The following is a 25,972-nucleotide window of genomic DNA, read 5'->3' as shown; positions in this document are numbered from 1 at the left end:
CTCACTCCTCCGGGCGCCCGTACGCCTCGAGCAGGCGCAGCCAGACCTCGCTGATCGTGGGGTAGGACGGGACGGCGTGCCAGAGCCGGTTCACCGGCACCTCGCCGACGACCGCGATCGTGGCCGAGTGCAGCAGCTCGCCGACGTCCTGCCCGACGAAGGTGGCGCCGATGAGCACGCCGCGGTCCTCGTCGACCACCAGTCGGGCGTGACCCTCGTAGTTGTCCGCGACCACGTAGGCTCCGGCGACGCTCCCGATCGGGTAGTCGACGACGCGGATGCGGTAGCCGGCCTTCTCGGCAGCGGCGGCCGTCAGGCCGACCGAGGCGACCTCGGGATCGGTGAAGGTCACCTGCGGCACCGCCTGGTGGTCCGCCGTCGCGACGAACGCGCCCCACGGCTCCAGCGAGACCGAGCGGCCCTTCGCACGGGCGGCGATCGCGTCGCCCGCCGCGCGCGCCTGGTACTTGCCCTGGTGGGTGAGCAGCGCGCGGTGGTTCACGTCGCCGACGCCGTAGAGCCAGCCGCCGTCGACGGGCTCGCCGTCCGCTCCGAGCACGCGCATGCTGTCGTCCACCCGGAGCCACGCGCCCTCCTCGAGTCCGAACGCGTCCAGGCCGATGCCGGCGGTGCGCGGGACGCGACCGGTGGCGACCAGCAGCTCGTCCGTCTCGACCGTGGTGCCATCCGAGAGCGTGGTGCGGAAGCGGCCGCCGTCGACGCGCTCGACCGCGGTCGTCGCGACGTCCACGTGCAGCGTCGCCCCCAGCTCGCGGAGCGAGGCAGCGACGAGCTCACCCGCGAACGGCTCGTCGGAGCCGAGCAGGCCGCTGCGCGCGATCAGGTGGACCTCGGTGCCGAACCCGGCGTACGCGGTCGCCATCTCGGTGCCGACCGTTCCGCCGCCCAGCACCGCGAGCGACACCGGGACGCGCTTCGCGCTCGTCGCGTCCCTGCTGGTCCACGGCTCGCTCTCGCGCAGCCCGGGGATGTCCGGCAGCAGCGAGGCAGAGCCCGTGCAGACCGCGACCGCGTGCTTCGCGGTGAGCACAGTGACCGTGCCGTCCTCCGCGGTGACGGTCACCTCCCGCGGCGCCGTGATCACGCCGTAGCCGCGCAGGAGGTCGATGCCGGCGCCCTTCAGCCACTCCATCTGGCCGTCGTCCTTCCAGTCGCTCGTCATATAGTCGCGGCGACGCAGCACCGCTTCGACGTCGAGCGGCCCGGTGATCGCCTCGCGTGCGCCGCCGACCCGTTCCGCAGCGCGCAGCACGGCGGCCGAGCGCAGCAGCGCCTTGGAGGGCATGCACGCCCAGTACGAGCACTCGCCGCCGACCAGCTCGGATTCCACGATGACGGTGCGCATCCCGCCCTGGGCGGCGCGGTCCGCCACGTTCTCACCGACGGCGCCTGCGCCGATCACGATGACGTCGTACTCGGTCGCTGCGGTCATTGTTCCTCCTGGGGATGCTGCGGTCGGGATGGGGTGGAGCGGTGCGGGGGGCGGGCGGGTGCGCCGGCGGTTGCGGTGCGTCGGCCGGTCACCGGCCCACGAACTCCGCCTCGGTCCTGGTGAGGAACGCATGCATGCCGATGCGGGCGTCCTCGCTGGCGACCAGGCGGACGAGCGCGGGCTGCAGCTCCGCCTCCGCCGCCGCATCGCCCTCGCGCACGGCGCGCTTGGCGTTCGCCAGCGCGGCCTGGACCGCGAGCGGCGCCTGCGCGGCGATGCGTTCGGCGATCGCGAGCGCGGCGTCGAACTGGGCGCCGTCGTCGACGATCTGCTGCACCAGTCCGATGCGGTGCGCTTCCGCGGCGTCGAACGTGTCGCCGGTCAGGATCCAGCGCATCGCGTTGCCCCAGCCGACGGCTCGCGGGAAGCGCAGGGTCGCGCCGCCGAACGGCAGGATGCCGCGGGTGACCTCGATCTGGCCGAACGTCGTCGAGCGCGCCGCGACCGCGACGTCCGCGGACAGGATCAGCTCGATGCCCAGCGTGAGGCAGGTGCCCTGCACCGCGACCACGACGGGCTTGCCGATGCTCGTCCCCGAGACCTGCCACGGGTCGATGCCGCCCTCGCCGACGAACGACAGCCCGTCCGCCCCGATGCGCGGGCCGAGGTCCGCGAGGTCGAGACCGGCGGTGAAGTGGTCGCCCACCGCGTGCACCAGGCCGACGCGGAGCTCGGGGTCGCGCTCCAGGCGCCCGTAGGCGTCCGCCAGCGCGCTCAGCAGCTCGAAGTCGGCCGCGTTGCGCTTCTCCGGCCGGTTGAGACCGATCAGCAGGACGTGCCCGCGCTGCTCGGTCAGGATCTTGGGTTCGCTCATGCCCCTCACGCTACCGCCGCGTCAGCGCGCGCCCTCGTCGGGCGCGGAATCTGTGGAGAGGTGGCGTGGCGGCCGCGCTGTGGAGGATCCTCCCGCGGGGCGCAGCGGCCCGGTGAGCGCCCCCAGGATGCGCAGGATGACGGGCAGGTCGCGGGCCGCCGCCTCGGTGGACTCCGGCGCGAACTCGGTCACCGCGGCCCCCGCGAGCTCGAAGCGTGCGCGCAGGGCGCGGATCGCGCCGGTCAACTGCTCCGGCGACACCCCGAAGGGCTCGGGATAGCCGATCCCCTCGATCGCCGCGGGGTCGAGGACGTCCAGGTCGATGTGCAGGTACACCGCGGACGCGCCGGTCGCCTCGACCGCGCGCACCAGCGCCTCCTGGTCGTCGAACTCGCCCGGGGCGACGATCCGCACGCCCTCGGCGGCGACGTAGGCGCTCTCGCCGTCGTCGAGCGCCCTGGTGCCCGCCAGGATCAGCCGGGACGGATCGAGGCGCGCAGCGCCGGTCGCCGCGAGCCCGTCCGGGGCGTCGCCGAGCAGGGCGCGCACCACCATGCTGTGGAACGCGCCGGACGGCGACCCGTCGACGTCGTTCAGATCGGCGTGCGCGTCGAACCAGACGAGTGCGACCGAACCCTCCGGGCGCGAGGCGACGGCGTGCTGCACGCTCGCCAGGTCGGCCGCGCAGTCGCCGCCGATCGTGACGACCGGCGCCTCCAGCACGGCCAGCTCCGCAGCGGCGAGCTCCCGCACGGCGTTGAGCGACGAGAACCGGTGCACGCCGGTCCCCAGCGACTCGCCGGCGGAGGCGGGCACGGGAACGACGTGGGTGGCCGTCGTCGGCAGATCGCCCTGGATCGCCTCCGCGCCGTCGATCAGGCGCATGGCGCGCGACGATCCGGATCCCTGCCACTGCGGGATGACGAGGAACGAGGCTCCGCTCATCCGTTCTCCTTCCGATCGGGGTGATGCCGGGCGCTACTGGGTGACGGCGGGGGTGGAGCCGCCGGACTTCAGGGCGGCGAGGCGCGCCTCCACCTCGGTCATCTCGCCCAGGTCGTCCAGCTGGTTGAACTGCGCGTCGAGGCTGGAGGCGGCCAGCTCCTGGGCGCCGCGCACGCGGGCCTCCTCGCGCCGGATCTTCTCCTCGAAGCGCGACACCTCGCTGGTGGGGTCGAGGATGTCGATGCTCTTGACCGCGTCCATCACCTGCGCCTGCGCCTGGGCGCTCTTGGCGCGGGCGATCAGCTCGGCGCGCTTGGACTTGAGCTGCTCCAGCTTCTCCTTCATGCCGTTGAGGCCGGTCTTCAGCTTCTCGACGACCTCGGTCTGCGCGGCGATCTGCGGCTCCGCGGCCTTCGCCTCGTTCTCGGAGGAGATCTGACGCTGCAGCGCGACCTTGGCCAGGTTGTCGAACTTGTCGGCGTCGGCGGTGTTCCCCGCCGCGCGGTAAGTGTCGGCCTGCTTGCTCGCGGCCAGCGCCTTCGAGCCCCACTCGGCCGCGGCCTCCACGTCCTCCGTGTGGTCGTCCTCGAGCAGGCGGAGGTTGCCGATCGTCTCCGCGATCGCGCTCTCGGCGTCGGCGATGCTGTTGGTGAAGTCGCGGACCATCTGGTCCAGCATCTTCTCCGGGTCCTCCGCCTGGTCGAGGAGCGCGTTGATGTTCGCCTTCAGCAGCTGGGAGATCCGGCCGAAGATGGACTGCTTTGCCATGGTGCTCTTCCTTTCGTCGCCGCCCCCGATCGGGCGATCCGCTGGTGCGGCCGGGCCGCGCGGCCCGGCCGGTTCAGAAACGTCCTCCGCCGCGCCTGCTGCGGGTGCCGCCGCCGCCGAAGCTGCCGGGGCTGAAGCCGCCGCCCCCGCCGCCCCAGCCACCACCGCCGCCCGACCAGCCACCTCCGCCACCGCCGCCGCGCAGGACCGAGTCGATGAGGATGCCGCCGAGGATCGCGCCGATCGCCCCGCTGCCGCCCGAGCCGCCCGACCCGCCGAACATCCCGTCGAGGCCGCCGGTCTGCGGCTGGAACCCGCCGACGTCCTGCTGCGCCAGCTGGGTCGCCTGGTCGGCGAGCTGGGCGGCGCGCTGGGCCTGGGCGAGCGCGCCGACGGGGTCGGTCGCCGCGGTCTGCTCCGCTTGCGCGACGAGCCTGCCCGCCTCCGCCAGGCGGGTGCGGGCCTCGGCGCCGACCGCTCCGCGGCGCGCCGTGATGAAGTCCTGGCACGCCGAGACATGCGCCTTGGCCGTCACCAGCGTCTGCTGCAGAGCGGAGGCCGCCCGCTGCTGCTGAGCGCGCGCGTCGCGCACGCCCTGGAGCACGCCGTCGATGGACCGGTTGGCTGCGTCCAGCCGCTGCGCGATCTCGAGCGGGTTCACGCGGCCGGCCGCGAGCCTCGCCTTCACGTCGGCGAGCGTCTGCTCGGTCCCGGCGACCGCACCGGCGACGGCGCCTCCCGGGTCGCCCGCCGCCGCGATCGCGCGCGCCTCGGCGAGGTCGCTCTCCAGCTCCGGGATGGTCGCGTCGATGCTCCGCTGGCTGGCCGCGAGGTCGGCGCCCAGCCGGTCGACCGCGTCCAGCAGCAGCCCGGCCTGGTCGACGGACTCCTCCGCGGCGCGGACGCCGACGGCGGCGGCGCTCGCCTCGCCCGCATCCGCCTTCTGCGTGGCGGCGGCGAGGGCCGTCTCGGCGAAGGCCAGGCGCTGCTGCGACTGCTCGATGTTGTCGGAGACCGTCGCCAGCGACGCGTCCGTGTAGCGCTGCCCGAGGGCCGTCAGAGTGGCCGCGGCCTGGTCCTGCCTGCCGCGCAGCCCGGTCGCGCGCTGTGCGATCTCGGCGCTCGCCTCCGGGATGCGCTTCTCCAGTGCGCGCAGCTCGTCGAACGCGTCGGCCTGCTTGTCGAGCGCCTCGTTGGCCGCGGCGCAGAGCTGCACGATCCGGATGTTCCACTCGCGGCGCTGCTCGTCGGTGTCCGGCTCGGCGTCGTCCAGCTTCTGCTTGATCCGGAACGCCTCGGTGAGCTGTTGCTTGGCGTCGTCGAGCGCCGTCTGGAACAGCACCACGGCGTCCGCGCCGTACTGGGCGGTCGCGAAGCCCAGCTCCTCCTCGCTCGTGCGCACGGCGTCGTCCGTCTGCACCAGCGCGGAGCCGGCCCGGCGCTCCAGGTCCGCGATCGGCTGGGTCTGCAGCTCGCTCTGCGGGGACCCGCCCTGCGTCTTCGCGCGGCCCCGCCTGCGGCCGCGCACCAGCACGAAGACGACGATGCCGATCACGACGACGCCGGCCAGGAACACCCAGAAGAAGGTGCTGCCGCCGCCCCCTCCGCCGACGGCGTCTCCGAGCCCGTTCGCCGCGGCGACCGCTGCGCCCGCCCAGTCCCCGGCGCGCAGCTTCGGCTCGATGTCGTCCCGCTCGATCTGCCCGAGCTGCTCCTCGCTGACCGGGCCGCTGTCGTCGCCGCTCAGATAGTAGGCGCGGCCGTCCGTCGCGACCGCGAGCAGGTAGTCGGTGGGGCCGAGGTTGTTGCGGGCCGCCGTCTCGTTCGCCCAGTCCTCGGCGTCCGTGGGATTCGTGAAGCGGTCGACGTAGACCACGTACAGGTCGATCTTGTGCTTGTCGTAGAGCGAGGCCGCGGCGTCCTCGATCGTCCGGGTGTCGCCGGGGGAGAGCACCCCGGCCTGGTCGACGACGTGACCGGAGCCCAGGTCCACCGGGTCGGCGGCCATCGCGGCGGGTGCGGCTCCGAAGACCGCGCCGGCCAGCAGACCGGCCGTCATCAGGAACCCCGCCACGACACGTCTCACGCCCATGCATCAACCCTTTCGAGGTTTCCTGTCACGAAGCCGAGTCTATTGACGGGCCAGGACACTGTCACTGTTGCGGGCTGTTACGCGCCCGGCTGCGGCGCGAGGGGCGGCGCGGCAGGATGGTGCGCATGTCCGATGCCCTCCGCACCCTCGCCGTGGTCGAGGCGACGCGCTTCCGCGGGCACGATCCGGCGTACCACGCGTACGTGCAGATCCTCGTCGGACGGGTGATCGCGGGCGCGGAGGCCCAGGGCTGGGCGGTCGTCCGGCTCGCCGCCGACCAGGGCGCGGACGCGCTGCTGGCGAGGACCGAGCGCGTGGACGCGGTCGTGATCGTCGGCGGCGAGGACATCGCACCGCGCTTCTACGGCGGCGCGGGCGGCTACCCGGGCGAGAGCAGGCACCTGGAGGTCGCGGACGAGGCGCAGCTGCGGCTCGTGCACCGCGCGATCGAGCGCGGCATCCCGCTGCTCGGCATCTGCCGGGGCCTGCAGATCGTGAACGTCGCGCTCGGCGGGTCGCTGGTCCAGGACCTCGGCGAGAGCGGGCACGTGAACCGCGGCGTCCCGATCCCGGAGGTGCTGACCACGCACCCCGTGCTGCTGGAGCCGGGCAGCCGGGTGGAGGCGCTGCTCGGGACGACGGTCGCCGATGTCCGCAGCGCCCACCACCAGGCGGTGGACGCGCTCGGCGCCGGGCTGGTCGTCACCGGCCGCGCGCCGGACGGCCACGTCGAGGCGATCGAGCACGAGAGCGCACCGGTGCTCGCGGTGCAGTGGCACCCGGAGGACCCCGCGGCGCCGGCCGGCCAGCTGGACGCGCTGCTCGGCGCGCTGCGCCTGCGCGTCGCCGCGGCCGCCTGAGCCGCGTCCGCACGCCCCTCGGTGCAGGGGCAAAGGGAGGAGTACCGCGAGGTTCGGGTCGGGATCTCCTCCGTTGACGGCTGATCGCGATCCTCAGCGCCGAATCTCCTCCATAACCAACCTGAGCCGTCAGGGCGCTGGCCAGCCGTCCCCGACCAGCGGGACGAACGCGACCCCGCCGAGGTTCGTCTCCCGCAGGGAACGGTCCGGCAGCAGCTCGAACGCGGCGAGGCGCTGCAACCCGCCCGGCCGGCCGATCGGCATCACGATCCGGCCTCCCGGGTTGAGCTGCTCGACGAGCGCAGGCGGCACGGACGGACCGGTCGCCGCGACCAGGATGGCGTCGTACGGCGCTCCCGCCGGCCAGCCGAGCGTTCCGTCGCCCGTCTCCACATCCACCCGGTAGCCGAGCGCCTCCAGCGTCGCCGCCGCGGTCAGCGCGAGACCGGCGTGCCGCTCGACGCTCACGACGCGGTGGGCGAGCTCCGCGGCGACGGCCGCCGCGTAGCCCGAGCCGGTCCCGACGTCGAGCACGCTGTCCTCCGGCCCGATCCGCGCGGCCTCCAGCATCAGCGCGACGATGTACGGCTGGCTGATCGTCTGCCCGTCTCCGATCGGCAGCGGGTGGTCCTCGTACGCCGAGCGCACGGCGGTCTCCGGGACGAACTCGTGCCGCGGCACGCGCCCCATCGCGCCGAGGACCCTCTGGTCCCGGATCCCGCGGGGGACGAGCTGTTCCTCGACCATCCGCCTGCGTTCGGCGTCGTACTCCCTGTCCGTAGCCCTATTGAACCACCGCGGCCGGGCGCTCCTGAAGGCTCGAAACGGCGACGGCGCGAGCAGCGTCACCCGCCCCCGCCGCCTCGAGCGCGAGCAGCGCGGCGCCGAGGATGGGGGCGGCGGTCACCAGCTCGATCCGTGCGAGCGGCGCGCGCTCCGCGAGGCCGCGCTCGATGCCCGCCATCAGCCGCTCGTCGCGCGAGCCGACGATGCCGCCGCCGAGCACGACGGGGACGGGACGGTCGAGCAGGGCGAGCCGCCGCAGCGTGGTGGCGGCGAACGCGACGATCTCCTCCGCCTGCCGGTCGACCAGCTCGGCGGCGACCGCGTCGCCGTCCCGCGCCGCCGCGAACACCGTCGGCGCGATCCGCGCCAGGTCGGCGTTCGGGATGCGGCCGAAGTGCAGCGCCTCGATCACCTCCTGCACATCGCCGAGGCCGTAGACGGCGGGGATGCCGGCGGCGAGCGAGGTCGGTCGCCCCCGGCCGTCCACCGCGCGGGCGGCGTGCCAGAGCGCCTGCTCGCCCAGGTGCCAGCCGCCTCCCCAGTCGCCGGAGGTCATCCCGAGCGACGGGTAGCGGACGACGGCGCCGTCGGCGCGGACGCCGACGCAGTTGATGCCGGTGCCGCAGACCACCGCGACCGCGTCCTGCTCGCTCGTCCCTGCGCGCAGCAGGGCGAACAGGTCGTTGTCGACGATCGCGTCCGCCCACGCGTAGCCCGCGATCCCGGCCCGGAACGCCTCCACCTCGGCGGGCAGGTCGAGCCCGGAGAGGTAGATCGCGGCGGCGGCGAGCGGACGGTCCCCGGTCTCGGCCAGCAGCCGCTCGATCAGGTCGTCGACCAGCGCTGCCGCCTCCGCCATCCCGATGATGTGCGGGCTGGAGGTGCCCCCGCGCGCCGTCGCGATCACCGTGCCGTCGAGCTCCAGGGCCACCGCGTCGGTCTTCGATCCGCCGCCGTCGACCGCGACCACGATCGGGCGCCGAGCGGTCACCTCGCCCACGCCAGGTACTCCCTGTTGCCGGCGATCAGCAGATCGGTGAGCTTCTCCGCCCTGTCGTACTGGCCGACGAGGGGATGCGCGAGCATCGCCCGGAGCACCCGGTCGCGTCCGCCGTGCACGGCGGCGTCGAGCGCGAGCCGCTCGTAGCCGGCGACGTGGCCGATCAGCCCGGCGATGTCCGCGGGCAGCGGGGCGATGGGCAGCGCCGAGACGCCGCCGGCGCCGACCGTCGAGGGCACCTCGATCACGTGATCGTCCGGCAGGAACGGCAGCGAGCCGCCGTTGCGCAGGTTCACCACCTGCACGTCGCCGCGGTCGCTCGTGAGCGACGCGATCAGGTCGACGGCCGCCTCGGAGTAGAAGGCGCCGCCGCGCTGGGCGAGCTGCTCCGGCTTCGTGTCGACGGCCGGGTCGGCGTACTTCTCGAGCAGCTCGTGCTCCACCCTGCGCACCGCCTCCGCGCGGGTCGGCGCGTCCAGCTGCTCGCGCAGCACCTCGTCGTGCGCGTAGTAGTAGCGCAGGTAGTAGCTGGGTACGTTGCCGAGCAGCGAGATCAGCGAGGCGGGCAGCTCGATCTCCTCGGCCAGCTCGCCGAGGTGCGCGCCGAGCAGGTCCGGGAGCACGTCGGCGCCGTCGACGGTCACCGAGCGCTCCCAGGTGAGGTGGTTGAGCCCGACGTGGCCGAGCGCGACCCGGCCGTGGTCGACGCCGAGGAGCTTCGCGAACCGGCGCTGGAAGCCGATCGCCACGTTGCACAGGCCCACCGCGCGGTGCCCCTCCTGCAGCAGCGCGCGGGTGACGATCCCGACCGGGTTGGTGAAGTCGACGATCCAGGCGCCGGGCTTGGCGTGCCTGCGCACGACGTCGGCGACGCCGAGCACGACCGGGACGGTCCGCAGCGCCTTCGCGAAGCCGCCGGGCCCGGTGGTCTCCTGGCCGATGCAGCCGCACTCGTGCGGGAATGTCTCGTCGCCCTGCCGGGCGTCCTGCCCGCCGACGCGCAGCTGGATGAGCACCGCGTCCGCGTCCGAGACGCCCGCGACCAGGTCGCTCGTCGGCACGATGCGCCCGGGATGCCCGGCCGCCCGGAACATCCGCTCGCTCATCCCGCCCACCAGGCGCAGCCGGTCGGGGTCGGTGTCGACGAGCCAGAGCTCCTCGATCGGCAGCAGCTCGCGCAGCCGCGCGAATCCGTCGATGAGCTCGGGGGTGTAGGTGGATCCGCCACCCACGACTGCCAGTTTCACGCGCTATCCCTTCACGCCGGTGAGTGTGATGCCCTCCACGAACACGCGTTGGGCGAAGAAGAAGATGATGACGACCGGGACGGTGACGAGCATGGTCATCGCCATGGTCAGCCCCCAGTCCGTGCCGTGGACGCCGCGGAACGACGCGAGGCCGTAGGCGACCGGCCAGGACGCCGGGTTCTCCGAGGTGTAGAGCAGCGGACCGTAGTAGTCGTTCCAGGAGTTGAAGAACATGAAGATCGCGGTCGCGGCGATCCCCGGCTTCGCCATCGGCAGCACGACCCGCCAGAGCACCCCGAACTCGCCGTTGCCGTCGATGCGGGCGGCGTCCGAGTACTCGGACGGGATGGTCAGGAAGAACTGCCGCAGCAGGAAGATCGAGAACGCGTCGCCGAGCAGGTTCGGCAGGATGAGCGGCCAGAGCGTCCCGGTCAGGCCCAGCTGCGACCACATGACGTAGATCGGGATGGCCGTCACCTGCGGCGGCAGCAGCATCGCGATGATGATCGCGGTGAACAGCACGCCGGAGCCCCGGAAGCGGATCTTGGCGAGCGCGTACGCCGCGGGCACGGACGAGATCAGCATGAACGCGGTGGCGAGCACGGCGTACATCGCCGAGTTGGCGAACCACTGGGCGAGCGGGACCGTCGTGAACACGGTCACATAGTTCTGCCACTGGAACGGCTGCGGCCAGAGCGAGGCGGTGAGCGTCTGCGTGCTCGACATCAGCGAGGTCAGCAGCACGAACACCACCGGCGCGATGAACAGCACGGCGAGCACGATCAGGACGGCGTGCTCGGCGATCCAGCCGAGGATGCGCCTGGTGCGCAGCGAGCGCGGGGTGCGGATGCGGCGCTGCGGGGGAGCGACGCGGCCGGCGGAGCCTCCGGGAGCCGGCCGGGCGGGGGCAGAGGTCGCTGAGGTCATTGCGCGCCTTCCGGGGTGAACGCCTTGAACCGGCGCAGGAGCAGGATGAGCACGAACGCGGCGACGATGAACAGCAGCACGGCGAGCGCGGAGGCGTAGCCGAGCTGATAGGTGCCGAAGCCGCGGACGTAGAGCCACTGGGTGTAGGTCAGCAGCGAGCCGTCCGGGTAGCCGAGGGTGGTGCCGATGCCCTCGCCGACGACGGCCTTGCCGCTGGCGACCGAGGAGGCGACCGCGGCCTCCGTGAAGTACTGGATCGCTGCGATCACCCCCGTCACAGCGGCGAACAGCAGGACGGGCGCGATGCTCGGCAGCGTCACGTAGCGCACCTTCTGCACGCCGTTCGCCCCGTCCAGCGACGCGGCCTCGTACTGCTCGCGGGGCACGTCGAGCAGGGCGGCCAGGAAGATGATCATGATGTCGCCCATCACCCAGATCCCGAGCAGCACCAGCGACGGCTTCGACCAGGCCGGGTCGTTGAACCACAGCGGGCCCTTGATCCCGAACCAGGCGAGCACCTGGTTGACCGGTCCGGTGCCCGGGTTGAACAGGAACACGAACGCCACGACGCTCGCGACGGGCGGCACCAGCGCCGGCAGGTAGAACACCGTGCGCCAGAAGCCGGACGCGCGCCGCGCCCTGGCCAGCAGGCCCGCGATGACGAGCGCGAACGCCGTCTTCACCGGCACCCAGATCACGACGAACCACAGCGTGTTCAGGGTCGCGAGCCAGACGTTCGGGTCCTGCGTGAACAGGTACTGGTAGTTGCGCAGGCCGATCCACTGCGGCGCGGAGACCAGGTCGAACCGGGTGAACGAGTAGTAGACGGAGGCGATGAGCGGGTACACGAAGAAGATCGCGAGCCCGAGCAGCGCCGGGGCGAGCAGCGCGAGCGTGACCAGGTTGCGCCGCCGGCGGGAGCGGGAGGGGCGCGCGGGGCGGGCGGTCGCCCGCCCCGCGCTCTGTGCGGTGGCGGTCACGTCACGGACCCGTCGCGAGGGCGAGCGCGTCGTCGATCTGCTTGTCCACCGACTTCAGCCCGGCGTCGATGTCGCCGCCCTGGCTCTGGTACTTGTTCCACCAGTCCTGGAACGAGTTCTGGTAGCCGGCGCCGAGCGGGCTCGCGGGCGTCGTCATCACGTTCTTGTTCGAGGAGATGTCGAGGAAGGTCTTGAACTGCTGGGAGACCTCCAGCTTCGGCGAGGCGAGCGCGTCCTTCGTGGTCGGCACGTTCTTCAGGCCGTTGGCGAGCTTCACGATGGCGTCGGTGTCCGTCGTGAGGTACTTGAGCAGCGTCCACGCCAGCTCCGGGTTCTTGGAGCCCTTGGAGATGCCGATGATGTTGCCGGTGATGTACCCGCCGCCGTAGAGGTCGGTGTGACCGTCCGCGGTCGGGAACGGCGCGGTCCCGTAGTCGAGGCCCTTCGCCTGGTCGTCGATGAACGCGGTGCGGTACTCGCCGTCCATGTTCATCGCCACCTGGCCGGTCTGGAACGCGTTGTCGGCCGAGAACTCCTGGCCGAGGCCCGAGGTGAAGGTGTTCAGCTTGTCCCAGCCGATCTTGTCGACGTAGGCCTTCTGCCACTCGATCAGCTCCTTCCAGCCGGGGGAGGAGGAGATCGCGCTGGTGCCGTCCGCCTTCAGCCACTCGGCGCCGGCGGCCGGGCCGTAGTGCGCGGCCGAGTTCTCGTACCAGCCCATCGTCGGGTTGAAGCCGAGGGTCTTGATCGAGCCGTCCGGGTTGAACGTGGTCAGCTTGTCCGCCATCGTCTCCAGCTCGCCGAGCGTCTTCGGCGGCTCGGTGAAGCCGGCGGCCTGCAGCAGCTTCTTGTTGTAGTAGAGCCCGTACACATCGGCGAGCATCGGCATCGCGCAGCGGTTGCCCTTGAACTCGGTGTACGACTTCACGGTGTCGCTGAACTGGCTCATGTCGACCTTGTCGCGCTCGATCACCTTGTTGAGCGAGCGGAACGCGCCGTTGGAGCAGAAGTTGCCGACGATGTCGGTGGAGTAGGAGAGGCCGACGTCGACCTTGCTCCCGGTGGCGATCGCCTTCTGCAGCTTCTCGTCGTCCTGGCCGGAGTGCACGTCGACCTTGATCTTCGGGTACTTCTTCTCGAAGTCGTCGACGACCGACTGGATGACCTTCGCCTCCCGGTCGGAGAAGAAGTGCCAGAACGACACGGTCCCGGACTGGTCGGAGGGCGCGGAGTCCTGGAAGGACGAGCCGCCGGACCCGCCGGAGCAGCCGGCGAGGGCGAGTGCCGCGGCCGCGGCGACCGCGGCTGCTGCGAGGAGAGATGAGTGTTTCACGGGTGGTTTCCTCACTGATTCCTTCTCGTGATGCTTCGAATGGATGGGACGTGCGTGGTGCTGGTGGTGCGAGGGTGGTCCGTCCTAGACCGCGATCCGGGACACCTCGGCGAAGAGCGCGTCGCGCACTTCGGAGAGCAGGTGCACGCGCGCTCCCCGGAGGACCGGGTGCGCGGGGACGCCGGTGGCGACGACGGTGGGGGAGCCCCAGCGTTCGCGCAGCAGACCGGCGACGAGGTCGGCGAGGGCGGGGCCGAAGGCCGCGCCGGTCGGCCCGCCGAGCACGACCCGCTCCGGGTCGAGCAGGGCGAGCACGGGCACGACGCCGACGGCGACGCGGGTCGCGAGCTCGGCGAGGAGGGCGTCGGGGGCGCCGTCCGCCGTGACGGCGGCGAGCGCATCCTCGTAGCCGCTACGGAGGCCGTGCCCGGCGGCGATGCGGGCGACGGTCGGGCCTCCGATGAGGTCCTGGAGGTCCTGGGCGGCGGGGTCGAGCTCGGCGGCGGAGCGCGGGATGGGCAGGTAGCCGATCTCGCCGGCGCCGCCGGAGGCTCCGCGGTGCACGGACCCGGCCTGGTCGACGGCGAGGCCGAGGCCGTCGCCCATCCAGAGCAGCGCGAACCCGCCGGTGTCCCGTCCAGCGCCGTCGGTGCGCTCGGCGATCGCGGCGAGGTTCACGTCGTTGTCGATGTGCACAGCGACGCCGAGGGCGTCCTCGAGCCGGGCGCGGATGCCGCGCTTCGTCCAGCCGGGCAGCGTCTCGATGTAAGTGAGCTCGTCGGTGCGCGGGTCCAGCGCGCCCTGGACGCCGACGCTGACCGCCTGCACCCGCTCGCTCTCGACCCCGGCCGCCGCGCACGCGGCGTCGATCGCGAGCCGCAGGTCGTCCTCCGGTCCGCGCGAGGCGAGCGGGGTCACGGCGATGGGATGCTCCGCCCCGGACGCGTCGACGACCGTCGAGCGCAGGTGCGCCGCATCGATGTCGACGGCGACCCCGAGCATCCGGTCGGTGCGAACGGCGTAGCCGGCGGCGTTCGGACCGCGCCCGGCGGAGACCTCGCCGACCACGTGGATCAGGCCGGCCGTCTCCAGGCGCGACACCATCTGGGCGGCGGTGGGCTTGGAGAGCCCGGACAGCTCGCCGATGCGGGTGCGGGTGAGGACGCCGTGCTCGAGCAGCAGCGCGAGCGCGGTTCGGTCGTTGGTCTCGCGCAGCCACGCGGGGGTGCCGCGGACCGGGGTGGTGCCTGCCATCCTCATCCCTTCGTCGGGTTGGGAGAGAATGTATCAGGAAACTTTCTTTATAGATAGAGCGTTTTCTTGCGCGGCGGCTTCGCGGGGTTTCGCGGGGCTGCGGGCCGCCCGTCGGAGGCGCGCCGACCGGTCGCGACGCGCCGCTCCGCGCGGTGCATCACGGCACGTCGCGACCGCTCGCCGTGCCCGCTGCGCTGAGCGGTCGCGACACGCCGCTACGGCGCGGGGATGACGGCGCGTCGCGACCGCTCGCCCGGGGCGCGGGAGGACAAACGGACGGGCGGGCGGGGCGGGCGCTCGGCTGCCCGCCCCGCCGCGCGGCCTACCCGAAGGCGCGCGCGTGGTCGACGAGGCGGTCGAAGGCCGCATCCAGGTCGGGGTCGAAGCGCTGCCGGGAGGCGTCGGCCAGGTACCAGTCGACGATCTCGCCCGCGCCGTGCGCGAACGGCACCCGCGCCTGGAACTCGGGGACGAGCGCCTTCACCTTGCTGTTGTCGAACTGCATGGAGTGCGCCTTGTCGCCCAGCAGGCCCGGCCCGAGCTCCGGCACGACCGCCGCGATGGACTCGCTCGCCACGTGCACGAGGTCCGCCTCCACGCCGAGCGCCTCGGCCAGGTAGCAGTAGATCTGGTCCCACGTCGGCGCCTCGTCGGAGGTGATGTGGAACGTGTCGCCGACCGCCTCCGGCCGGCCGAGCAGGCCGGCGAACGCGACGGCGAAGTCGGTGTTGTGCGTGATCGTCCAGCGGCTCGACCCGTCCCCGTGCACCACGACCGGCGCACCCCTGCGCATCCGCTCCAGGTCGGTCCAGTGCCCGCTGGTCGGGATCATGGTGCGGTCGTAGGTGTGCGACGGGCGCACGATCGTGATCGGGAAGCCGCGCTCGCGGTACGCCTCGACCAGCAGGTCCTCGCACGCGATCTTGTCGCGCGAGTACTGCCAGAACGGATTGCGCAGCGGCGTCGACTCCGTGACGGGCATCCGCGAGGGCGGCGTCTGGTAGGCCGAGGCGGAGCTGATGAAGACGTACTGCCCGACCCTGCCCTCGAACAGGTCGAAGTCGGTGCGGATGTGCTCCGGGGTGAACGCGAGGAACTCCGCGGCCACGTCGAAGCTGCGTTCCCCGAGGACGGCGTGCACGCTCTCCGGGTCCCGGATGTCCGCGTGCAGCACCTCCACTCCTTCCGGCAGCGGGCGCAGGCCGCTGGATCCGCGGTTGACGACGGTGACGTCGTGGCCCTTCTCCAGTGCCCGAGCGACGCACGCGGAGCTGATGACCCCCGTGCCGCCGATGAAGAGTGTCCGTGTCGCAGCCATACCTGATTCACTCCTAACGCGTCATCGCCGCGGGCTTCCCCCGAAGCCCTCAGACTAGTCCGCCGACGGGCGTACACTCCACAGCGCCCATCGCATCCGCCGCCCCGGAAGGAGCCGCCCTCGACGTGTCCCTGCGCACCTGGCCCGGACTTGCCATCTCCTGTCTGCTCGCCATCGTCGTCGCCGTCCTCATCACGGCGATCGTCGGGCTGATCCTGCGGTCGGTGGGCCGACGGCGCCAGTGGCCGGCCCTCCTGATCGCGCGGGCGCGCGTGCCGTTCCGGCTGTTCATCGCGGTGATCGCGCTCTGGATCGCCGTGACCGTCAGCCTGCCGCCCGAGGTCACGCCGGGCTGGCGGGAGGGCATCCACCACACCTTCCTCATCCTCGCGATCGCGACCGGCGTCTGGTTCGCCGCTGGCCTCGCCGTGTTCGTGGAGGACCTGGGACTGGCCAGGTACCGGGTGGATGTGCCGGACAACCGCTACGCGCGCAAGGTGCGGACGCAGGTGCTCATCATCCGCAGGCTCACCGTCGTGGCCGCGGTCGTCATCGGGCTCGGCGCCGTGCTGCTCACCTTCCCCGCGCTGCAGGCGGCCGGCGCGAGCCTCCTGGCCTCCGCGGGCGTCATCGGCATCATCGCCGGTGTCGCCGCGCAATCGAGCCTCGCCAACCTCTTCGCCGGCATCCAGCTCGCCTTCAGTGACGCCATCCGCATCGATGACGTCGTGGTCGTGGAGCAGCAGTGGGGGACCGTCGAGGAGATCACCCTCACCTACGTCGTCGTGCACATCTGGGACGACCGCCGCCTGGTGCTGCCGTCCACCGAGTTCACGACCAAGCCGTTCGAGAACTGGACGAGGCAGCACAGCGAGCTGCTCGGCTCTGTGGAGTTCGACCTCGACTGGCGGGTCTCGCCCGGCGGGATGCGCGCCGAGCTGAACCGGGTGCTCGCCGGCACCGACCTGTGGGACGGTCGGACCGGCGTGCTCCAGGTGACCGATGCCGTGAACGGCTGGGTGCGCGTGCGCGTGCTGGTCACCGCCAAGGACGCGCCGACCCTGTTCGACCTGCGCTGCCTGGTGCGCGAACGGCTGATCGACTGGATGCAGCGCTACTCCGACGCCGCCCTGCCGCGCACCCGCGTGGAGATGGTGGAGGCGCCGGAGCGCACCGTCCCGACGGCACGCGCGCAGGCGCACACCGGGGACGACGCGCGGCTCTTCGGCGGGTCGCCGGATGGGGAGCAGCGCGCCGCCCAGTTCACCGATGCCATCCCGATCCAGGCGGACCCGGGCGAGGCGGCGGAGAAGCGGTCAGACCCGCCGCTCCCCTGACGCCTCCTCCCTCGCCATCCGTCCCGGAGTCCTTCACGCGACACGCCGGGCGAAACGTGCAGAACTCCGGAAGCGATGGCGGGGGTACCGCGGACGACCGCTGCCAGCGAACTCACAGGAACGGCGGGACCAACCGGGGCGCTCCCGCTGTTCTTCTCACTGACGGCGTCGCAGCCAGCGCCGCCGCACCGAGGAGGAAACGTGACACAGGACTACCGCAAGGACCAGGACGCCATCGCGCGGCTCACCCCCGCGCAGTACGCGGTCACCCAGGAGGCGGCGACAGAGCCGGCCTTCCGCAACGAGTTCTGGAACAACCACGAGGAGGGCCTGTACGTCGACATCGTCTCGGGCGAGCCGCTCTTCGCGTCCGTCGACAAGTACGACAGCCGCTCCGGCTGGCCGAGCTTCACCGTCCCGGTCGACCCGGCGAACATCGTCGAGAAGGCCGACACCAGCTATGGGATGCGGCGCGTGGAGGTGCGCTCCGCCCACGGCGACAGCCATCTCGGCCACCTGTTCGACGACGGCCCGGCCGAGGCGGGCGGCCTGCGCTACTGCATCAACTCCGCCGCTCTCCGGTTCGTCCCGCTCGCTGAGCTCGACGAGGCCGGCTACGGCGACTACCGCCACATGTTCGAGAAGTAGGAAAGAAGGAGAATCAGCGATGACGACACAGAAGGCCATCCTCGCCGGAGGCTGTTTCTGGGGCATGCAGGACCTCATCCGCAAGCGCCCCGGAGTCGTGAGCACCCGCGTCGGCTACACCGGCGGCGACGTGCCCAACGCCACCTACCGCAACCACGGCAGCCACGCCGAGGCGATCGAGATCGAGTTCGACCCGGAGAAGGTCAGCTACCGCGACCTGCTCGAGTTCTTCTTCCAGATCCACGACCCGTCGACCAAGAACCGTCAGGGCAACGACGTCGGGACCAGCTACCGCTCGGCGATCTTCTACGAGGACGACGAGCAGCGCCGGGTGGCGGAGGACACCATCGCGGACGTCGACGCCTCCGGCCTCTGGCCGGGGAAGGTGGTCACCGAGGTGAGCCCGGCCGGCCCGTTCTGGGAGGCGGAGCCGGAGCACCAGGACTACCTGGAGCGCATCCCGTGGGGCTACACCTGCCACTTCGTGCGCCCGGGCTGGACGCTGCCGCGCCGCGAGGCCGCCGCGAGCTGACGCGCACCCACGCGCACCGACGCGCACCGATCAGGAGGGCCGTCCCGGGAGACCGGGCGGCCCTTCGCCGTTCCGGAGCCTCGGAGATTTGGCACAAATCGTGCCTTCCCGGCCGGCCGCAGCCATCATTTGTGCCACATGTGTGCCCGGACGGAACGGTCAGGCGGCGCGCTGCAGGAGCACGGCGACCTCCATGTGCCCGGTCTGCGGGAACATGTCGAGCACCCGGCCGGTGACGATGCGGTACGACGGCATCCTGGCCAGGTCGTGCGCCAGGCTCTTCGGGTTGCAGCTGGAGTAGACGACCCCGGGGATGCCGGAGCCCTCGAGCCAGCCGGCGAGCTCCGCGCCGATCCCGCGGCGGGGCGGGTTGACGATCACGAGGTCCGGCCGCGTCTTCGCCGACAGCGCGAACGCCGTCGCGTCGCCGGCGCGGAACGCCACCTGCGGCAGGCCGGCCGCCGCGGCGGTCGCGCGGGCGCTGCGCACCGCCTCCCTGCTGGTCTCGACCCCGACCACGCGGCGCCCGGCAGCGGCGACCGCGAGCGCGAAGCCGCCGACGCCGCAGTACAGGTCCCACACGCTGGCGGGGGAGACGGTGTCCACCCACGCGGCCACCTGGTCGTAGAGCCGCTCGGCCACCGCGGTGTTGGTCTGGAAGAACGACTGCGGGCGCAGCCGCAGCGGCATCCCGCCCACCCGCATCACGAGCGACGAGTCCGGGGTGAGCACGATCTCGCGCTCGCCCTCGACGACCGCCTTGTGCTCCGGCTGGATGTTCGCCGTCACCACGCGCGCGTTCGGCAGCGCGGAGAGCAGCCCGGGCAGCCCGGCGCGGATCCGCGGGACGCAGTCCTCTGAGCGCACGACGAAGCGGATCATCAGCTCGTCGTCGGGGGAGAGAGTGACCAGAACGTACTTGAGGTCGCCGCGCCGGTCGGGGACGCTGTACGGCACCAGTCGCGTCGCCGTCACGAAGCCGGCGAGCACCGGCAGCGCCGCCCGCACGCCCGGGGCGCAGATGCCGCACTCGCGCAGGTCGATCCCGCGGTCGTTCTCGTCGAGGATGCCGATGGTCGGCGCATCGACGCTGCCGCCGACGACCATCTTCGCCTTGTTGCGGTACCCGGACTCCGCGCTCGCGACCGGCGGCAGCCAGGCCGCGTCGCCGTACGGAGCCAGCAGCTCGCGCGCGTGCGCGTCCTTGTCCGCCAGCTGCGCCGCATACGGCGTGCCCATGAGCGTGCAGGACCGGCACACGCCGGCATCGAAGTACGAACAGTCCATCCCGCCCTCGATTTTACGGGGTTCGGCCGGTGTCCCCAGCCGGTCCCCGCTGGACCGACCCCACACAAAAACAATGTTGTTTTACGTTGGATCGTGTTGTATCGTGTTGGAAACCAACGAGGGAGTGGACGTGTACGCAACGGAGCGCCAGGGCCTGATCGAGCGGATGCTCGTCGAGGAGGGCCGCGTCGCCGTGGTCGAGCTGGCCGAGCGCTTCGGCGTCACCACCGAGACCGTTCGCCGCGACCTCGACAGCCTCGAGCAGGCCGGAGCGCTGCGCAGGGTGCACGGCGGAGCCGTCGCCCTGGAGCGGGCGAGCACCGCGGAGGCTTCCGTCCTCGAGCGCACCGCGCTGCGCGCAGACACCAAGCAGCGGATCGCCGCACGCGCGCTGGACGTGCTCGGCGACGCGTTCACCGGCTCCCTCTACTTCGACGCGGGGACGACGACCGCCGCCGTCGCCGGGCAGCTCCCGGCCCGGCTGGCCGAAATCCGCGGCGACGCCGAGGTCGTCACACACTCGCTGACCCTCGCCCCCGCGCTCGCCGGTGCGGACCGGGTGGCGCTGACCGTCGTCGGCGGCCGCATCCGCGGGGTCACCGCCGCGGCGGTCGGCGCCGGCACCGTCCGCTCGATCCAGTCGCTGCGCCCGGACGTCGTCTTCGTCGGCACCAATGGCGTCTCTGCCGGCTTCGGGCTCAGCACCCCGGACCCGGAGGAGGCGGCGGTCAAGGACGCCATCGTCCGCGCCGCCCGGCGCGTCGTCGTCGTCGCCGACGCCAGCAAGTTCGAGACGGAGTCGCTGGTCAGCTTCGCCGCGCTGGACGCGGTCGACCTGCTGGTGACCGACCGCGAGCCGGACGGCCCGCTCGCCGCTGCTCTCGCCGACGCCGGGGTGGAGGTGTGGGCGGCATGATCGTCACGCTCACGGCCAACCCGTCGCTCGACCGCTCCATCACGCTCGCCGCGCCGTTGCGGCCCGGCGAGGTGCAGTACGCGGCCGCGGCGCGCGAGGATGCGGGCGGCAAGGGGATCAACGTCGCCCGGGTGGTCGCAGCGGCCGGAGTCCCCGCGCTCGCCGTGCTCCCGCTGGCCGAGGACGACCCGTTCGGCGCCGTGCTGCGCTCGGCCGGGGTGCAGACCAGACCCGTCCCGATCCACGGTCACGCCCGCGCGAACCTCACCATCACCGACCCGGCCGGGGTGACCACCAAGCTCAACCTGCCGGGCAGCACCCTCACGCCCGCCGACGCCGCGGCCCTGGTGGATGCGGTGGTCGAGGCGTGCGCGGGCGCCGGCTGGCTGGTCCTCGCCGGCTCCCTGCCGCCCGGCGCCGGCGACGACTTCTACGTGACCGTGATCGACGCGGTCCGCGGGCGCTGGGGCGACGCCGCCCCGAAGATCGCCGTCGACACCTCGGGCGAGGCCCTGCGCCGCGCGGTGTTCGACGGCCACCCCGACCTGATCAAGCCCAACGAGGACGAGCTCGCCGAGCTCTCCGGCGTCGCCTTCGCGGGCGACGACCTGCCGCAGGCCGTGCTCGCCGTCGCCCGCACCATCGTGCCCGCGCACGCGGGCGCCGCGCTGGTCACGCTCGGAGCGCTCGGCTCCGTTCTCGTGACCGCCGAGGGCGGCTCCGTCGCCGAGGCGCCGCGCATCCGCGTGCGCAGCACCGTCGGCGCCGGAGACAGCGCGCTCGCCGGCTACCTGCTGGCGGACACAGCGGGAGCCGGCGACGAGGACCGGCTCGTCCTCGCCGTCCGCTACGGCTCCGCCGCCGCGTCGCTGCCGGGCACGCAGGCCCCGCGCGCCGCCGACCTGCCGGGGGACGACATCCGCGTCGCCGCCCTGCACCCCTGAACTCCCGACCCTGGAACACCCTGGAGGCACCCGTGTCATCGAAGACCATCACCCCCGAACTCGTCGGACTCGACATCGGCTACGGCGACAAGAGCGCGGTCATCCGCGCGCTGGCCGCCCGCGTCGTGGCCGAGGGCCGCGCGACCGACGCCGACGCCCTCTACGAGGACGCCTGGGCGCGCGAGCAGAAGGACGAGACCGGCCTGCCCGGCGGCATCGCCATCCCGCACGCCAAGAGCGCCGCGGTCACTCAGCCCTCGCTGGCGTTCGCGCGGCTGAAGCCCGGCGTCGACTTCGGCGCCTCGGACGGGCCGGCCGACCTCGTCTTCCTCATCGCCGCGCCGGAGGGCGCCGCCGAGGCCCACCTCGCCGTCCTGTCCAAGCTCGCCCGCAGCCTGATGCTGGACGAGTTCACGGCGGGGCTGCGCGCCGCGACGACCCCGGAACAGATCGTCGCGCTCGTGGACGAGGCGATCGGCGAGTCCGAGCCCGCGGCGGAGCCGGCGGAGCCGCAGACGGCCGAGCCGGTCCCCGCGGCCACGACCCCCGCGATCCCCGCTCCCGCCGGGATCGACCCCGCCCTCCTGATCGACGGCCGTCCCGCCCGGATCGTCGCCGTCACCTCGTGCGCGACCGGCATCGCCCACACCTTCATGGCCGCCGACGCGCTCACCGCCGCCGGGAAGGCCACCGGCGTCGACCTGGTGGTCGAGCCGCAGGGCTCCAGCGGCTACCAGGCGCTGCCGCAGAGCGTCATCGACGCGGCGGACGCCGTCATCTTCGCCAACGACGTCGACGTGCGGGAGGAGGCGCGGTTCGCCGGCAAGCCCGTCGTCCGCACCGGCGTCAAGCGCGGCATCGAGCAGCCGAAGCAGCTGATCGCCGAGGCGGTCTCCGTCGCGGCCGACCCGGACGGCGCCCGCGTCAGCGCGAGCGGCGCATCCGCCGCCGCGACATCGGCTCAGAGCCTGTCCTGGGGCAAGAACATCCAGCGCATCCTGCTCACCGGCGTCAGCTACATGATTCCGTTCGTCGCGGGAGGCGGCCTGCTGATCGCGATCAGCTTCCTGCCGTTCCTCGGCGGCTACGGCATCGCGCTCGCGCACGGCGACTCGGGCGTCAACAACGCCGTCTACGTGCTCCAGCACTACGCGATCTGGAACCTGCCGCCGGAGGGTCTCGGCTACTACCTCGGCGCGATCGCGTTCGAGATCGGCAGTGTGAGCCTCGGCTTCCTGGTTCCCGCGCTCGCCGGCTACATCGCGTTCGCGATCGCCGACCGGCCCGGCATCGCTCCCGGTTTCGTCGCCGGCGCCATCGCGGTGTTCATGAACGCCGGCTTCCTCGGCGGCCTGATCGGCGGTCTGCTCGCCGGCTTCGCGGCCTGGCTGATCGGCCGGCCGACGGTGCCGCGGTGGCTGCGCGGCCTGATGCCGGTCGTGATCATCCCGCTCGGCGCCTCCATCATCGCCTCCGGGCTGATGCTGCTGATCCTCGGGGCGCCGATCGCCTGGCTGATGACCCAGCTGACGAGCTTCCTCAACGGCCTCACCGGCGCCGGCGCGATCGCGCTCGGCATCATCCTCGGCCTGATGATGTGCTTCGACCTGGGCGGCCCGATCAACAAGGTGGCGTATGCGTTCGCCGTCGCCGGGCTCGCGGCGCAGACCCCGGCCAGCTTCCAGATCATGGCCGCGGTGATGATCGCCGGCATGGTCCCGCCGCTCGGCATGGCGCTCGCCTCGACCGTGCTCTACCGCCGCGGCTTCACGCAGGTGGAGCGCGAGAACGGCGCGGCGGCCTGGCTGCTCGGCCTCTCGTTCATCTCGGAGGGCGCGATCCCGTTCGCCGCGGCCGACCCGCTGCGTGTCATCCCCGCCAACCTGGTCGGCGGCGCGGTCGCCGGCGGCCTGGCGATGGCGTTCGGCGTCGAGTCGCGGGCGCCGCACGGCGGCATCTTCGTGTTCTTCGCGATCGACCCGATCTGGGGCTTCCTGCTGGCACTGGCGGCGGGGACGGTCGTCACGGCCTTCATCGTCGTGGGGCTCAAGCGCTTCGCCGCACCGAAGCGCGAGGCCGCGATCGCCGCGGAGGACGCCGTGGACGAGCGCGTCGAGGCCGCCGTCGTCTGAGCACCGCGCCCGGCCGGCGCATCGAGGGAACGAGAGAGAGCGAGAGAACCATGTCCCAGCGAGAAGCAACCGTCGCCAGCGCCTCCGGGCTGCACGCCCGCCCCGCGAAGCTGTTCGTGCAGGCTGTTCAGGAGAAGGCCATCCCGATCACCATCGCCGTCGGAGACGGCCCGCAGCTGAACGCGGGGAGCATCCTGTCGCTCATGGGCCTGGCGGCGGGCACGGGGACCGTCGTCACGCTGCGATCGGACGCGCCCGGCGCCGACACAGCGCTCGACGACCTGGTCGCGCTGCTCGAGACGGACCTCGACGCGGAGTGATCCGCGGCGGCGGTGCGAATGGCGGCGGAGTGGATACGGTGCCCCCAGTAGGATTTGAACCTACGGCCTTCTGCTCCGGAGGCAGACGCTCTATCCCCTGAGCTATGGGGGCCAGGAGTGCCCGTCCAGCGTAGCATCCCTCGGCCGGCGGTTCGTCCAAACCGACCGGCGCGGATCAGTCCGAGGGGATGTTCGCGAGCACGTCCTGCATGAGCGGCGCGGGGTCGCCCGGCTCGAAGAACGCCGTCGACTCCGCGACCACCCAGTAGCTGCCGCGGAAGATCTGCACCTGGCCGCTCTTGCCGGGCTTGAAGTAGCCCTCGATGGGAGGCGTGCCGTAGGTGGGGACCGGGTGGGCCACCGTGATGGCGTCGTTCTTGAGACCCTCCAGGCGGTCCTTCGGTGGCCGGGCGACCGCGATCTCGATGACGGCGCCGGTGGATGCGTCCCGCCAGGCGCAGGTCGCGCCCTGCCAGTCCGCGATCTGCTTCTCGAGCGTTCCGGCCTTCGGCGCGTAGTCCTGCACGGCGGCGAAGGACGGCTCTGCCGCCTGCAGCTGCTCCGGCGTCACCACCTGGTCGCAGGTGAGGGTCACCGGGGTCGGCGGAAGCGTCGGCGTCGGGGTCGGCGTCGGGGTGGTGACGGCGGCCGGAGTACCCGTGCCGGTGGCGCCCGGCGTCGCGGCCGGCTTGGCGCTCGGGGCGCAGCCTGCGAGCGCCACCACGGCGGCGAAAGCGAGGGCGGCGGCGGCCGTCCGGGCAGTGAGGTGGCGCATGCTGCGGGTGTCTTCCTGGTCGTCACGGTGCGAGTCGCCTGCACCCTATCAAGCGCAGTCGAGCGAATCCGGTCCTCGCATCGCCACCGTTCCTGAGTCGCGCACGGTGTGTGCCGGCCTGTCGCGTGAACGACGCGGGAAAACAGGTGCCGCGCGGACTCCGTGGCCACGAAGGCCGGTGGTGCCGCATGACAGGCGGTGAACGCGTGAGCGGCCGTCCAGGGTCTTCCTCCCGGTGCGGTCGGCGTTGGGACCGCCAACGAGCAGGGCACCAAGTGAATCCGGCACCACCCCCACGGACTTCGAAAGCCCTGACCGTGGCCAGGACCGATCCCGCGCGCCGGTAGAATCGTTGCTCATGACTCCCGCTGACCTCTCCGACGCCCTGCTGCCCATCGTGACGACGGTGGTCGACCGGCGACGAGAGGCCGCGACGGACGCCGCCGAGCTGACGATCACGGCCGCGGACATCCCGCTCGAGCGGCCGAAGAACCGCGAGCACGGCGACTGGGCGTCGAACGTCGCCATGCGCCTCGCGAAGCGCGTCGGCGCGAATCCCCGCGAGCTCGCCTCGGAGATCGCCGAGGCGGCCGCGTCCATCGACGGCGTCGCCTCCGCGGAGGTCGCGGGCCCCGGCTTCATCAACTTCCGGCTGGAGGCGGCGGCCGCCGGTCAGCTGGCGAAGACCATCCTCGACGCCGGGGAGGCGTACGGCACCGGGCACGTCTACGACGGCCTGCTCGTCAACCTCGAGTTCGTCTCCGCGAACCCCACCGGCCCTATCCACCTCGGCGGCGCCCGCTGGGCGGCGGTCGGCGACAGCCTCGCCCGCATCCTGCAGGCCGAGGGCGCCGACGTCACCCGCGAGTACTACTTCAACGACCACGGCTCGCAGATCGACCGGTTCGCCCGCAGCCTGCTCGCCGCCTACCTGGGCGAGCCGACCCCGGAGGACGGCTACGGCGGCGCGTACATCGGCGAGATCGCCGAGCGCGTCTCGGCCGGCTACGACGGCGACCTGGCCGCGCTGTCCCGCGATGAGCAGCAGGAGGTGTTCCGCTCGCGCGGCACCGAGCTGATGTTCCAGGAGATCAAGGACCGCCTGCACGCCTTCGGCGTCGACTTCGACGTGTACTTCCACGAGGACTCGCTGCACGAGTCCGGTGCGGTCGAGCGCGCGATCGAGCGGCTGCGCGAGCAGGGTCACATCTTCGAGGCGGACGGCGCCATCTGGCTGCGCACGA

General features: G+C 72.4%; 24 protein-coding genes and 1 tRNA gene. 9 read left to right on the top strand and 16 right to left on the bottom strand.

Annotated elements, in window-relative coordinates:
* Position 1 precedes the first annotated feature (1 nt).
* The 5 genes from ACTHMF_RS10825 to ACTHMF_RS10805 form a co-directional block, all read right to left on the bottom strand.
* On the bottom strand, positions 2 to 1,453 hold the full coding sequence (locus ACTHMF_RS10825; protein ID WP_440317494.1) for a dihydrolipoyl dehydrogenase family protein: 1,452 nt from the start codon (positions 1,451 to 1,453) through the stop codon (positions 2 to 4).
* Between the two features lie 88 nt (positions 1,454 to 1,541).
* Entirely contained in the window at positions 1,542 to 2,327 is a 786-nt protein-coding gene (locus tag ACTHMF_RS10820; protein WP_440317492.1) for a crotonase/enoyl-CoA hydratase family protein, read from the bottom strand.
* A gap of 21 nt (positions 2,328 to 2,348) precedes the next feature.
* Positions 2,349 to 3,272, bottom strand: a complete 924-nt coding sequence (locus ACTHMF_RS10815) for an arginase family protein (protein ID WP_440317490.1) — start codon at positions 3,270 to 3,272, stop codon at positions 2,349 to 2,351.
* Positions 3,273 to 3,305: 33 nt separating this feature from the next.
* Entirely contained in the window at positions 3,306 to 4,040 is a 735-nt protein-coding gene (locus ACTHMF_RS10810) for a PspA/IM30 family protein (protein ID WP_314149045.1), read from the bottom strand.
* Between the two features lie 73 nt (positions 4,041 to 4,113).
* A complete protein-coding gene (locus tag ACTHMF_RS10805; RefSeq protein WP_440317488.1) occupies positions 4,114 to 6,132 on the bottom strand; it encodes a TPM domain-containing protein in 2,019 nt (672 codons plus the stop codon).
* A gap of 125 nt (positions 6,133 to 6,257) precedes the next feature.
* Between ACTHMF_RS10805 and ACTHMF_RS10800 the strand changes: the two genes are divergently transcribed.
* A complete protein-coding gene (locus tag ACTHMF_RS10800; protein WP_314149333.1) occupies positions 6,258 to 6,992 on the top strand; it encodes a gamma-glutamyl-gamma-aminobutyrate hydrolase family protein in 735 nt (244 codons plus the stop codon).
* A 129-nt stretch (positions 6,993 to 7,121) separates the two neighbouring features.
* Here ACTHMF_RS10800 and ACTHMF_RS10795 read toward each other — a convergent pair whose 3' ends face one another.
* The 8 genes from ACTHMF_RS10795 to ACTHMF_RS10760 all read right to left on the bottom strand — a co-directional run bounded on the left by ACTHMF_RS10795 (position 7,122) and on the right by ACTHMF_RS10760 (position 15,837).
* On the bottom strand, positions 7,122 to 7,841 hold the full coding sequence (locus ACTHMF_RS10795) for a protein-L-isoaspartate(D-aspartate) O-methyltransferase (RefSeq protein WP_314149332.1): 720 nt from the start codon (positions 7,839 to 7,841) through the stop codon (positions 7,122 to 7,124).
* Positions 7,777 to 8,769, bottom strand: coding sequence for an N-acetylglucosamine kinase (locus ACTHMF_RS10790; RefSeq protein ID WP_440317485.1), 993 nt, complete (start codon positions 8,767 to 8,769; stop codon positions 7,777 to 7,779). Before ACTHMF_RS10790 ends, ACTHMF_RS10795 begins: the two co-directional genes overlap by 65 nt.
* On the bottom strand, positions 8,766 to 10,025 hold the full coding sequence (locus tag ACTHMF_RS10785; protein WP_440317483.1) for a 6-phospho-beta-glucosidase: 1,260 nt from the start codon (positions 10,023 to 10,025) through the stop codon (positions 8,766 to 8,768). Before ACTHMF_RS10785 ends, ACTHMF_RS10790 begins: the two co-directional genes overlap by 4 nt.
* Positions 10,026 to 10,028: 3 nt before the next feature.
* The gene (locus ACTHMF_RS10780; protein ID WP_440317481.1) at positions 10,029 to 10,952 is read right to left on the bottom strand and encodes a carbohydrate ABC transporter permease; all 924 of its coding nucleotides are present in this window, start codon (positions 10,950 to 10,952) and stop codon (positions 10,029 to 10,031) included.
* The gene (locus tag ACTHMF_RS10775) at positions 10,949 to 11,932 is read right to left on the bottom strand and encodes a carbohydrate ABC transporter permease (RefSeq protein WP_440317479.1); all 984 of its coding nucleotides are present in this window, start codon (positions 11,930 to 11,932) and stop codon (positions 10,949 to 10,951) included. The genes ACTHMF_RS10780 and ACTHMF_RS10775 overlap by 4 nt, the downstream gene beginning before the upstream one ends.
* A 1-nt stretch (position 11,933) precedes the next feature.
* Complete coding sequence (locus tag ACTHMF_RS10770) at positions 11,934 to 13,265, bottom strand: ABC transporter substrate-binding protein (protein WP_440317477.1); 1,332 nt, start codon at positions 13,263 to 13,265, stop codon at positions 11,934 to 11,936.
* An 84-nt stretch (positions 13,266 to 13,349) separates the two neighbouring features.
* Positions 13,350 to 14,519, bottom strand: a complete 1,170-nt coding sequence (locus ACTHMF_RS10765; RefSeq protein ID WP_440317475.1) for an ROK family transcriptional regulator — start codon at positions 14,517 to 14,519, stop codon at positions 13,350 to 13,352.
* A gap of 322 nt (positions 14,520 to 14,841) precedes the next feature.
* Positions 14,842 to 15,837 carry an SDR family oxidoreductase gene (locus ACTHMF_RS10760; RefSeq protein ID WP_314149812.1) on the bottom strand — a complete coding sequence of 332 codons (996 nt, stop codon included), beginning with the start codon at positions 15,835 to 15,837 and terminating at the stop codon, positions 14,842 to 14,844.
* A 125-nt stretch (positions 15,838 to 15,962) separates the two neighbouring features.
* Between ACTHMF_RS10760 and ACTHMF_RS10755 the strand changes: the two genes are divergently transcribed.
* From ACTHMF_RS10755 to msrA, 3 genes are all read left to right on the top strand, one after another.
* Positions 15,963 to 17,174, top strand: a complete 1,212-nt coding sequence (locus tag ACTHMF_RS10755; protein ID WP_440317472.1) for a mechanosensitive ion channel family protein — start codon at positions 15,963 to 15,965, stop codon at positions 17,172 to 17,174.
* A 201-nt stretch (positions 17,175 to 17,375) separates the two neighbouring features.
* Complete coding sequence (msrB, locus tag ACTHMF_RS10750) at positions 17,376 to 17,822, top strand: peptide-methionine (R)-S-oxide reductase MsrB (RefSeq protein ID WP_440317470.1); 447 nt, start codon at positions 17,376 to 17,378, stop codon at positions 17,820 to 17,822.
* Positions 17,823 to 17,841: 19 nt separating this feature from the next.
* Positions 17,842 to 18,354, top strand: coding sequence for a peptide-methionine (S)-S-oxide reductase MsrA (msrA, locus tag ACTHMF_RS10745; protein ID WP_314149809.1), 513 nt, complete (start codon positions 17,842 to 17,844; stop codon positions 18,352 to 18,354).
* A gap of 159 nt (positions 18,355 to 18,513) precedes the next feature.
* On the opposite strand, the gene rlmC is transcribed toward msrA, so the two are convergent.
* Positions 18,514 to 19,641, bottom strand: a complete 1,128-nt coding sequence (rlmC, locus tag ACTHMF_RS10740) for a 23S rRNA (uracil(747)-C(5))-methyltransferase RlmC (protein ID WP_440317468.1) — start codon at positions 19,639 to 19,641, stop codon at positions 18,514 to 18,516.
* Between the two features lie 130 nt (positions 19,642 to 19,771).
* Here rlmC and ACTHMF_RS10735 point away from each other — a divergent pair, with 130 nt between their 5' ends.
* Genes ACTHMF_RS10735 through ACTHMF_RS10720 form a run of 4 tightly spaced genes read left to right on the top strand, consistent with a single transcriptional unit; the run spans position 19,772 to position 23,953 of the window.
* Complete coding sequence (locus ACTHMF_RS10735) at positions 19,772 to 20,557, top strand: DeoR/GlpR family DNA-binding transcription regulator (RefSeq protein ID WP_440317466.1); 786 nt, start codon at positions 19,772 to 19,774, stop codon at positions 20,555 to 20,557.
* Positions 20,554 to 21,501 (top strand): hexose kinase, encoded by a 948-nt coding sequence (locus tag ACTHMF_RS10730; RefSeq protein ID WP_440317464.1) that lies wholly within the window; start codon positions 20,554 to 20,556, stop codon positions 21,499 to 21,501. Before ACTHMF_RS10735 ends, ACTHMF_RS10730 begins: the two co-directional genes overlap by 4 nt.
* Before the next feature lie 32 nt (positions 21,502 to 21,533).
* Positions 21,534 to 23,633 (top strand): PTS fructose transporter subunit IIABC, encoded by a 2,100-nt coding sequence (locus tag ACTHMF_RS10725; protein ID WP_440317462.1) that lies wholly within the window; start codon positions 21,534 to 21,536, stop codon positions 23,631 to 23,633.
* 50 nt (positions 23,634 to 23,683) lie between these two features.
* Positions 23,684 to 23,953 carry an HPr family phosphocarrier protein gene (locus tag ACTHMF_RS10720; RefSeq protein ID WP_440317460.1) on the top strand — a complete coding sequence of 90 codons (270 nt, stop codon included), beginning with the start codon at positions 23,684 to 23,686 and terminating at the stop codon, positions 23,951 to 23,953.
* Positions 23,954 to 23,992: 39 nt separating this feature from the next.
* On the opposite strand, the gene ACTHMF_RS10715 is transcribed toward ACTHMF_RS10720, so the two are convergent.
* Together ACTHMF_RS10715 and ACTHMF_RS10710 are read right to left on the bottom strand one after the other, a co-directional pair.
* A tRNA-Arg gene (locus ACTHMF_RS10715) sits at positions 23,993 to 24,065 on the bottom strand.
* A gap of 63 nt (positions 24,066 to 24,128) precedes the next feature.
* Positions 24,129 to 24,728, bottom strand: a complete 600-nt coding sequence (locus tag ACTHMF_RS10710) for an iron ABC transporter ATP-binding protein (protein WP_440317458.1) — start codon at positions 24,726 to 24,728, stop codon at positions 24,129 to 24,131.
* A gap of 358 nt (positions 24,729 to 25,086) precedes the next feature.
* On the opposite strand from ACTHMF_RS10710, the gene argS reads away from it, so the two are divergent.
* On the top strand, positions 25,087 to 25,972 hold an 886-nt coding region (gene argS, locus ACTHMF_RS10705; protein WP_440317456.1), incomplete at its 3' end, for an arginine--tRNA ligase domain-containing protein.

This window comes from Leifsonia sp. (assembly GCF_051955155.1).
In the GTDB taxonomy this organism is placed as follows: Bacteria; Actinomycetota; Actinomycetes; order Actinomycetales; family Microbacteriaceae; genus Leifsonia.
Note: the sequence above shows the minus strand (reverse complement) of the source record. Positions and strands in the feature narration are given on the sequence as shown.

What these genes read in the sequence shown, in the direction of transcription:
- ACTHMF_RS10765 (WP_440317475.1), bottom strand. Translation starts at nt 14,519, where the DNA reads ATGGCAGGCACCACCCCGGTCCGCGGCACCCCCGCGTGGCTGCGCGAG.
- ACTHMF_RS10710 (WP_440317458.1), bottom strand. Translation starts at nt 24,728, where the DNA reads ATGCGCCACCTCACTGCCCGGACGGCCGCCGCCGCCCTCGCTTTCGCC.
- ACTHMF_RS10760 (WP_314149812.1), bottom strand. Translation starts at nt 15,837, where the DNA reads ATGGCTGCGACACGGACACTCTTCATCGGCGGCACGGGGGTCATCAGC.
- ACTHMF_RS10825 (WP_440317494.1), bottom strand. Translation starts at nt 1,453, where the DNA reads ATGACCGCAGCGACCGAGTACGACGTCATCGTGATCGGCGCAGGCGCC.
- ACTHMF_RS10730 (WP_440317464.1), top strand. Translation starts at nt 20,554, where the DNA reads ATGATCGTCACGCTCACGGCCAACCCGTCGCTCGACCGCTCCATCACG.
- ACTHMF_RS10815 (WP_440317490.1), bottom strand. Translation starts at nt 3,272, where the DNA reads ATGAGCGGAGCCTCGTTCCTCGTCATCCCGCAGTGGCAGGGATCCGGA.
- ACTHMF_RS10820 (WP_440317492.1), bottom strand. Translation starts at nt 2,327, where the DNA reads ATGAGCGAACCCAAGATCCTGACCGAGCAGCGCGGGCACGTCCTGCTG.
- ACTHMF_RS10800 (WP_314149333.1), top strand. Translation starts at nt 6,258, where the DNA reads ATGTCCGATGCCCTCCGCACCCTCGCCGTGGTCGAGGCGACGCGCTTC.
- msrA (WP_314149809.1), top strand. Translation starts at nt 17,842, where the DNA reads ATGACGACACAGAAGGCCATCCTCGCCGGAGGCTGTTTCTGGGGCATG.
- ACTHMF_RS10805 (WP_440317488.1), bottom strand. Translation starts at nt 6,132, where the DNA reads ATGGGCGTGAGACGTGTCGTGGCGGGGTTCCTGATGACGGCCGGTCTG.
- ACTHMF_RS10780 (WP_440317481.1), bottom strand. Translation starts at nt 10,952, where the DNA reads ATGACCTCAGCGACCTCTGCCCCCGCCCGGCCGGCTCCCGGAGGCTCC.
- rlmC (WP_440317468.1), bottom strand. Translation starts at nt 19,641, where the DNA reads ATGGACTGTTCGTACTTCGATGCCGGCGTGTGCCGGTCCTGCACGCTC.
- ACTHMF_RS10720 (WP_440317460.1), top strand. Translation starts at nt 23,684, where the DNA reads ATGTCCCAGCGAGAAGCAACCGTCGCCAGCGCCTCCGGGCTGCACGCC.
- ACTHMF_RS10810 (WP_314149045.1), bottom strand. Translation starts at nt 4,040, where the DNA reads ATGGCAAAGCAGTCCATCTTCGGCCGGATCTCCCAGCTGCTGAAGGCG.